Genomic DNA, 6,723 nt, shown 5'->3' with positions numbered 1-6,723 from the left:
ACTGGCAGGATCCGTTAAGTCAGAACCGGTATAACTATGGCAGAAACAACCCGAACAAGTACTTTGACCCAACCGGATTTAAGAGTATAGTCCCAATAGGCGGGGGAATTTATAATCCACCAAGTCAACCAAAGAAAAAACCAATCAGCAATGGAACAGTGAATCAACATACAAAGCCGCAGACGAAAGGAGGAGCGACAAACAAAGGCGGTGGCGGAAGTGCCAATAGCGGTTCAGGTGCAGGAAGAAATACGAGTAGTAGTTCAAGTAAAACCAATTCAAATAACGCTGCAGAAATAGCTCGACGAGCAGCAGAAGAAACGGCAAGAAGAATTGCGGAAGAGGCAAAAAGAGCAGCAGAGCTGATTAAAAAGCAAACAGAGGAAAAGCAATCTCAACTCGTTAAAGCAATGAAAAATATCGTTGAAAAGATGACGGTTGCGGTTAAAGATGTGGTGCTTAATAATTTGACCCATGAAACAGCGAACTTAAATAAAAAGTATCCTGAAGTCACAGGCACGTTGGAAGAACGGGTGAATGTAATATGTGGAAAACCAAAAGAAGAGAAAAAGGATACTGAGAACAAAGGTGACCTATTAAATACAATTAATAATGGGATCAAGAGTGCAGGTGTCGCTGTATCTGAAATATTCCAATCCTCTGAATTTTTGACCTTATCTCTATCCATTGTGTTAGATAAGACGATCGATAAATATTTGCCAATGAAAGGCATTTTAAACGCTATTTCTATCTTTGGTATTTCTGCAGGGCTAACTGAGAAAATACCGTTAAATGCTGGAGATGAAGGAAAACTAGCAGAAAAGATTCCATTGGATAAGGAATTAGAATACCTAGAGAAGTTGCCGGGGATCAGTATTAGAAAAGACCTAGTCATCGATCTTCCATTAAATATCAAAGGAAATCAGGATTATCTGGAAAAGATTAAAATCAGGAACGAGCAGACCTTTGTGGAAGAGATTCCTTGGGATGAAGTGATCGAGAATGCGTACAAGTCTGAAATCGGCAATATTGTTAAGGGAATACCAGGTGATTTTAAAGAAGTTTATAAGTGCAAGGAATATGCAAATTATCTAGAAAAATCCTTAAAGGAAGTTGGTATTGAAGGCGAACGAGTAATTATAAAAAGCAAAACGGGTTATATCTATTCTGATAAATATGGTGGAAACATTTCAACAAATGGCATTCATGAGGCTATTAAGGTAGGTAATAAAGTATATGATAATATGACTCCTGATGGTATGGATTATAACGCATGGCTTAACGATTTAGGAATAGATGATATTCCATGGGAATTTGAAATTGATTTTAAACTGATTAAATAAAATCGCAGTATTTAAGGAATTAGAGTCACTCATTAACTAAGAACATTTGTTAATGAGTGACTTATAGTTCTAATTATTGAATAAGAAAAAGAATATCTTAAGCAATGTGAAGATCAAATGTTATCAATAGTTGGAATTTTTGATTACGTCATTAATTTTAGGAGAAAAAGAATATGCACAAAATAGATGATTTACTTAAATGGATAGAATTACGACCTTGCATGTATATTGGTGAATATAAGTTTGAGAATTTATATCACTTTTTAAATGGTTTTTTATATGATAATCCTAATTTGCAAAAACCGGGTGCTTTTGAAAGCAAATTTAAATATGAATTCCACCAATGGGTTCGTAATTGGATAGAACAAAATATGAATATTGTTTTTAATGAAGAAAGAGATTATCATTATTATATAAAAAAAGTTTCTAGCACTGAAAAACAATGTTTTGATTTATTCTTTAAATTATGTAATATTTATTTCAAGGAACTAGATGGTATCAAAGCTAAGCAGAATCAAATAGATAATAATTATTGAATACTAGAATGTATATTATAAAACTATGTAAACTTAAATTACTTTGATTTTATTTTGGGAATATTAAGGATAAATTTGTTAAAATGTTTATTATCAATGGGTCTCTCCATTGATAAAATATAGGACCCTTAGCATGCTCATTGGTTCTTCCTTGAACTTGAGTAAAGGTACAAGAAGAAGGACGTGAAAAGTGTGATTTCAAGCTTTGTACGTCTTTTTTTGGTACAGCGTAAGCGTCAAATAAAACCCACACGTCAGGGTTCTTTTGCGTATAAGTTTTATTTGACGCTTACTTAACTACTGTCGAATTGCGGATTTGAAAATGATATTAACCTGAATAGAAAATAAGATCCGACTTCATATCCGAATGTGGTACTGGAAATTATGGAAGACGATCAAAGAACGAACGCCCCCTCTATTTCTTGGGTATGCCAAGATAACGATGTTGGCTATACGCCAACACACGAAAGGGATACTGCAGGACAGGGAGATGGCTAGGGAGATGGATAACGAACAAGGTACTCAAACAAAAAGGTCTACTCAGTTTAGTAGACCATTACACAAAAGTTCATTCATTTTAACAAATCATGTTGGTACTTTGAACCGCCGGACGCCGAACAGCATCTCCGGTGGTGTGGGAGGAGCTAAGCTAAGGAAGAATTGGCTTCCTTAGCTTCCTACCCGATCAACATCCAATGTTCAGAAAGAATCGGAGTATCACCCAATCTCTTGTGCTGCAACGCAATCTATAGCCTGATGTTAATGCTGTTTTTTATAGTTTACAATTGTTTCGAGATTATAAAGATAGAGCGTATCAGAGGTTTCCGCTTCCGCTATGATTTTTTTATCAAAACCGGATTCTGAAAACAAAGCATAGTAGAATTTTGTTTTTTCTTTTAGAGGCGTTAATTTGGCTAGGGTATCAAGGTATTCAGAATAATCAAAGGGGCTGTGTTTAAATTTAAATTCACCCACTAAATATTCTTTTCCACCGATGCCAATGCCAAGTAAATCAATTTCTGTTTCCGCCAGCCTTAAGCCGCTTTTTGCGTTTTTATCACGGACTGTAGTTTTTCCCATCCAACGTCCCATCTTGCTATAGCGGAATGGGAGGGCGTTTTCCTTCTGCAGTTCGCGTACGAATTCTTTGCATACATTCTCAAAAACTAACGAAGCAAATTCATGCAAGGCAGGATCAATCAAATATTCATAAACGCCGTCAACGTCGCCATCCTCAAGCTGTGATAAATTCGCAAAACCGAAAGTATACCAGAAACGGAAAAAATTATCGGTTAGTCGATAGAGTCCACGATGGGTATTGGCCCTTTCTTTCATTCCGATATCAACGGAAAATTCGTGTGCTACAATCCCAAGCTCAATCAGGTTTTTTAAATAGACGCTTGTTTTGGAAGTGTCCTCGATAAGTGACTTTTGACTGATGTCGTTTAGTCTTGTATTACCCAGAGCCACAGCTTCAATGATGGAGTTGTAGATAGGCGTTTCACGAAGTTCTTGATGAAGCAGAAAGTCTACCTCACTATACAGTACAGAACCTTTTGTAAGTATATTGCGCTTGATGTTCTCCGCTACTGATAGCTCAGGATCAAACTGGTTCAGATAGTGCGGGATACCGCCAAGTACAGCATAAGCCAGTAGTTTGTCTTTTTCTAAATAATTGGGGAAAAACGAGCTGCATCGTAAAATCCCATTTCATTCATTTTATAAATACCCGTAGCTCTGCCGTACAGCGGATTCTTTTCCGCCAGCAGTTCTTTTTCGATAAAACTCATCGCGCTGCCGCAGAGAATAATCATGACATTTCTCTCTTTCAGTTCTGCATCCCAAAGATTTTGCAGAATGGACGGAATACTTTTATTTTCTTTGCACATAGAGGGGAATTCATCGATTACGATCAATTTTTCTTTTCACCGTAGGGGAGTTCAAGGATTGCATGAAATGCCTTTTCCAAATCGGAAAACTCAGAGATATACTGCCTGGAAGGGATATCTTCCCTCAAAATTTGTTTTGAAAATTTCGCAAGCTGTATCTGATCCGTACTTTGCGTGCAGGAATAGAATATATGCGGTTTATGCTTGCAAAACTCCCGGAGTGTTTCAGTTTTTCCAATCCGTCTTTTTCCATATAAGACGATCAGCTGACTTTTCTTCTCAGCGTATTTATCTTGTAAAAATTTCAGCTCTTTTTCTCTGCCGATAAACATTCAATCACCTCCTTGAATTATACCAAATCGTGATTTGATATAATTGTAAACGCGAGCATTAAAAATCAAGGGAACTTTGCAGAAGCTCGTTGAGAAACTTATGGAAATCTGATTCGATTTTATTAGATTGAGGATGAAGAGGATCTCGAAGTATTCAACTGTTTTCGCACCAGCTCAATGAAATCCCGGGCATAATCCGGCAGGTACGCGCCCTTGCGGTAAGCCGCGGCATACTGGGTCAGCGTGCGCTGGCGGCCGACGGAGAAACACTGCGGCGCCGGCTGATACGCCTGCAGTTCGACCGCATGGATATCGCGGGTGAAAGAACAACCATAACCGGCCGCTGTCAGCGCCATCGACACGTCGATGTTCTGAATCTCCAGAATCACGTTGGGCGTGAAGGCGTAATCATGAAACAACCGGTCTGTGATCTGCCGCGTGCGCTGATCCTTTTTCTGCAGGATAAACGGCCGCTCTTTGACCCAGCCAAGATCCAGCCATGGGTAACGAGACCCCGGCCGCCGCTGAGCCTGACTGGCCAGCGGATCCTGCGGCGGCAGAAGCAGCACCAGCTCTTCAGTCCGGATCGTTTCCGTCACGATTTCCTTGCGGCGCGTCGGCAGCGAGAAAAACGCCAGATCCAGCTCGCCCCGGCACAAAGCCTCCTCCAGAAACGCCGGATCGTTTTCTTCAACAAGGATCTTCACGTGCGGATATTTGCGGGTGAATTCCGGCAGCACGTTGGGCAGCAGGGAAAAACTACGGAAGATCGACAAGCCGATCCGCAGCTGTCCCCGGTGCACCTGGACGATATCCTGCATTTCCGCGTCCAGCTGTTTTTTCAAAAGCAGTATTTCCTGCGCCCGTTCAATATACTTTTCACCGGCATACGTCGGAATCAACCGGTTGCCGGAACGGGTGAACAACGGCTGGCCCACGCTCGTTTCCAGGCGCTGCAGAAACCGCGTCAGCGCCGGCTGGGTCAGATATAACTCCTGAGCCGCCTTGGTAACACTCTGATGCCGTGCCAGCGCCAGCACATACGTTAATTCTTTGAAATCCATGAGGCACTCCTTTCCTTCTTCGATTATTACATGAAGTAATGGAAATCATAAAATGAATGAATTTGTGGAATCCTGATTTCCATTATACAATAAGAAGGTCGAAAAAAGGTTGAAAGAGGAGAAATCTATGGGGAAACCAGAAACACAAGAGGAAAAATATAAAACGATGACGGAGAAGCCCGTGTCCAGTCTAATCTGCCGACTGGCCGTGCCGACGATTATCAGCATGCTGGTAACGTCGTTTTACAACATGGCGGACACGTTCTTCGTCGCCCGGATCGGAACCAGCGCTACCGCGGCGGTCGGCGTATCGTTCGCGCTGATGGCGATCATCCAGGCCTTCGGCTTTTTCTGCGGCCACGGCTCGGGCAATTATATTTCACGCAAAATGGGGCAGCACCGCTTTGACGAAGCGCAGCAGATGGCGGCGACCGGCTTCTTCACGGCGCTGGCGCTGGGCACGGTGATCTTTTTACTGGGAGAAATCTTGATTGATCCTTTGTGCCGGATTCTGGGCGCGACGGAAACCATTCTGCCCTACGCCCGCCAGTATCTGCGCTTAATCCTGATCGGCGCGCCGTATATGACGGCTTCGCTGGTGCTCAACAATCAGCTGCGCTTCCAGGGCAGCGCGTTCTACGCGATGATCGGCATCGCCTCTGGGGCAGTGCTCAACATCGCTCTGGATCCGCTGTTCATCTTTGTCTTTGACATGGGAGTCAGCGGGGCTGCGCTGGCGACGATCATCAGCCAGTTCGTCGGCTTCGTGCTGCTGCTCAAGGGAACGACCCAGGGCGGCAACCTGCGCATCCGCCTGCGCAACGTTACGTTCTCCAAATACTACTATTCCCAGATCATCAACGGCGGCATGCCTTCGCTGTGCCGGCAGGGATTAGGCAGCGTGGCGACGATCTGTCTGAATTTGATGGCGGGGCCGTACGGCGACGCGGCGATCGCGGCGATGTCGGTCGTCGGCCGCGTGATGAATCTGGCAGCTTCAGTGGTAACCGGCTTCGGTCAGGGCTTCCAGCCGGTGTGCGGCTTCAACTACGGCGCCTTTCTGTATGACCGGGTCAAGGAAGGCTTCTGGTTCTGCGTGAAGGTCGCCACGGTGATCCTGATCATGTTGTCGGCGGCCGGCTATCTGCTGGCCCCGCAGGTGATTCAGCTGTTCTCCAAAAACGATCCGCAGGTGATCGCGATCGGCACCCAGGCGCTGCGCTGGCAATGCCTGACCTTTCCGCTGTGTGGGTGGATTACGATCTGCAACATGATGCTGCAGACGATCGGAAAATCCTTCCGCGCTTCGCTGCTGGCGATGTCGCGGCAGGGGTTGTTCTTCATCCCGGCGGTGCTGCTCTTGCCGGCGCTGATCGGGATTCAGGGCGTGGAAATCGCCCAGCCGATCGCCGATGTGTGCAGCTTTGTGCTGGCGATTCCGCTGCAGCTCAGCGTGCTGCATGAAATGACGGTCAAACAGCGGGAAGCAGCCTGTGCCCCGCTGGCGGCCGAAGGCTGATCGACGAAGCACGGCGCGTTTTGTAACGAAAGGGGAATCG

General features: G+C 44.4%; 7 protein-coding genes. 3 read left to right on the top strand and 4 right to left on the bottom strand.

Annotated features, from left to right (window positions below; translation table 11 throughout):
• Both I2D94_RS15490 and I2D94_RS15485 read left to right on the top strand, forming a co-directional pair.
• The coding region (locus tag I2D94_RS15490) for a papain fold toxin domain-containing protein (protein WP_195397570.1) at positions 1 to 1,343 on the top strand (1,343 nt) is incomplete at its 5' end.
• A 173-nt stretch (positions 1,344 to 1,516) separates the two neighbouring features.
• Entirely contained in the window at positions 1,517 to 1,879 is a 363-nt protein-coding gene (locus I2D94_RS15485) for a hypothetical protein (protein ID WP_072685614.1), read from the top strand.
• A gap of 759 nt (positions 1,880 to 2,638) precedes the next feature.
• Here the strand turns inward: I2D94_RS15485 and I2D94_RS18395 are convergent.
• From I2D94_RS18395 to I2D94_RS15475, 4 genes are all read right to left on the bottom strand, one after another.
• Complete coding sequence (locus tag I2D94_RS18395) at positions 2,639 to 3,349, bottom strand: DUF234 domain-containing protein (RefSeq protein WP_200798817.1); 711 nt, start codon at positions 3,347 to 3,349, stop codon at positions 2,639 to 2,641.
• Between the two features lie 197 nt (positions 3,350 to 3,546).
• Positions 3,547 to 3,795 carry an ATP-binding protein gene (locus I2D94_RS18390; RefSeq protein ID WP_229056912.1) on the bottom strand — a complete coding sequence of 83 codons (249 nt, stop codon included), beginning with the start codon at positions 3,793 to 3,795 and terminating at the stop codon, positions 3,547 to 3,549.
• On the bottom strand, positions 3,792 to 4,100 hold the full coding sequence (locus I2D94_RS18385) for an ATP-binding protein (RefSeq protein WP_200798819.1): 309 nt from the start codon (positions 4,098 to 4,100) through the stop codon (positions 3,792 to 3,794). The genes I2D94_RS18390 and I2D94_RS18385 overlap by 4 nt, the downstream gene beginning before the upstream one ends.
• Before the next feature lie 122 nt (positions 4,101 to 4,222).
• Positions 4,223 to 5,164: a LysR family transcriptional regulator gene (locus tag I2D94_RS15475; RefSeq protein ID WP_072685615.1), complete on the bottom strand. Its 942-nt coding sequence runs from the start codon at positions 5,162 to 5,164 to the stop codon at positions 4,223 to 4,225.
• Between the two features lie 127 nt (positions 5,165 to 5,291).
• On the opposite strand from I2D94_RS15475, the gene I2D94_RS15470 reads away from it, so the two are divergent.
• Positions 5,292 to 6,683: an MATE family efflux transporter gene (locus I2D94_RS15470; protein WP_195397569.1), complete on the top strand. Its 1,392-nt coding sequence runs from the start codon at positions 5,292 to 5,294 to the stop codon at positions 6,681 to 6,683.
• The last annotated feature ends 40 nt before the right edge of the window (positions 6,684 to 6,723 follow it).

Origin of the sequence: Holdemania sp. 1001302B_160321_E10 (assembly GCF_015552275.1) — a bacterium.
GTDB lineage: Bacteria > Bacillota_I > Bacilli_A > Erysipelotrichales > Erysipelotrichaceae > Holdemania.
The sequence above is the reverse complement of the archived record's forward strand: the minus strand, read 5'-3'. Positions and strand labels throughout refer to the sequence as shown.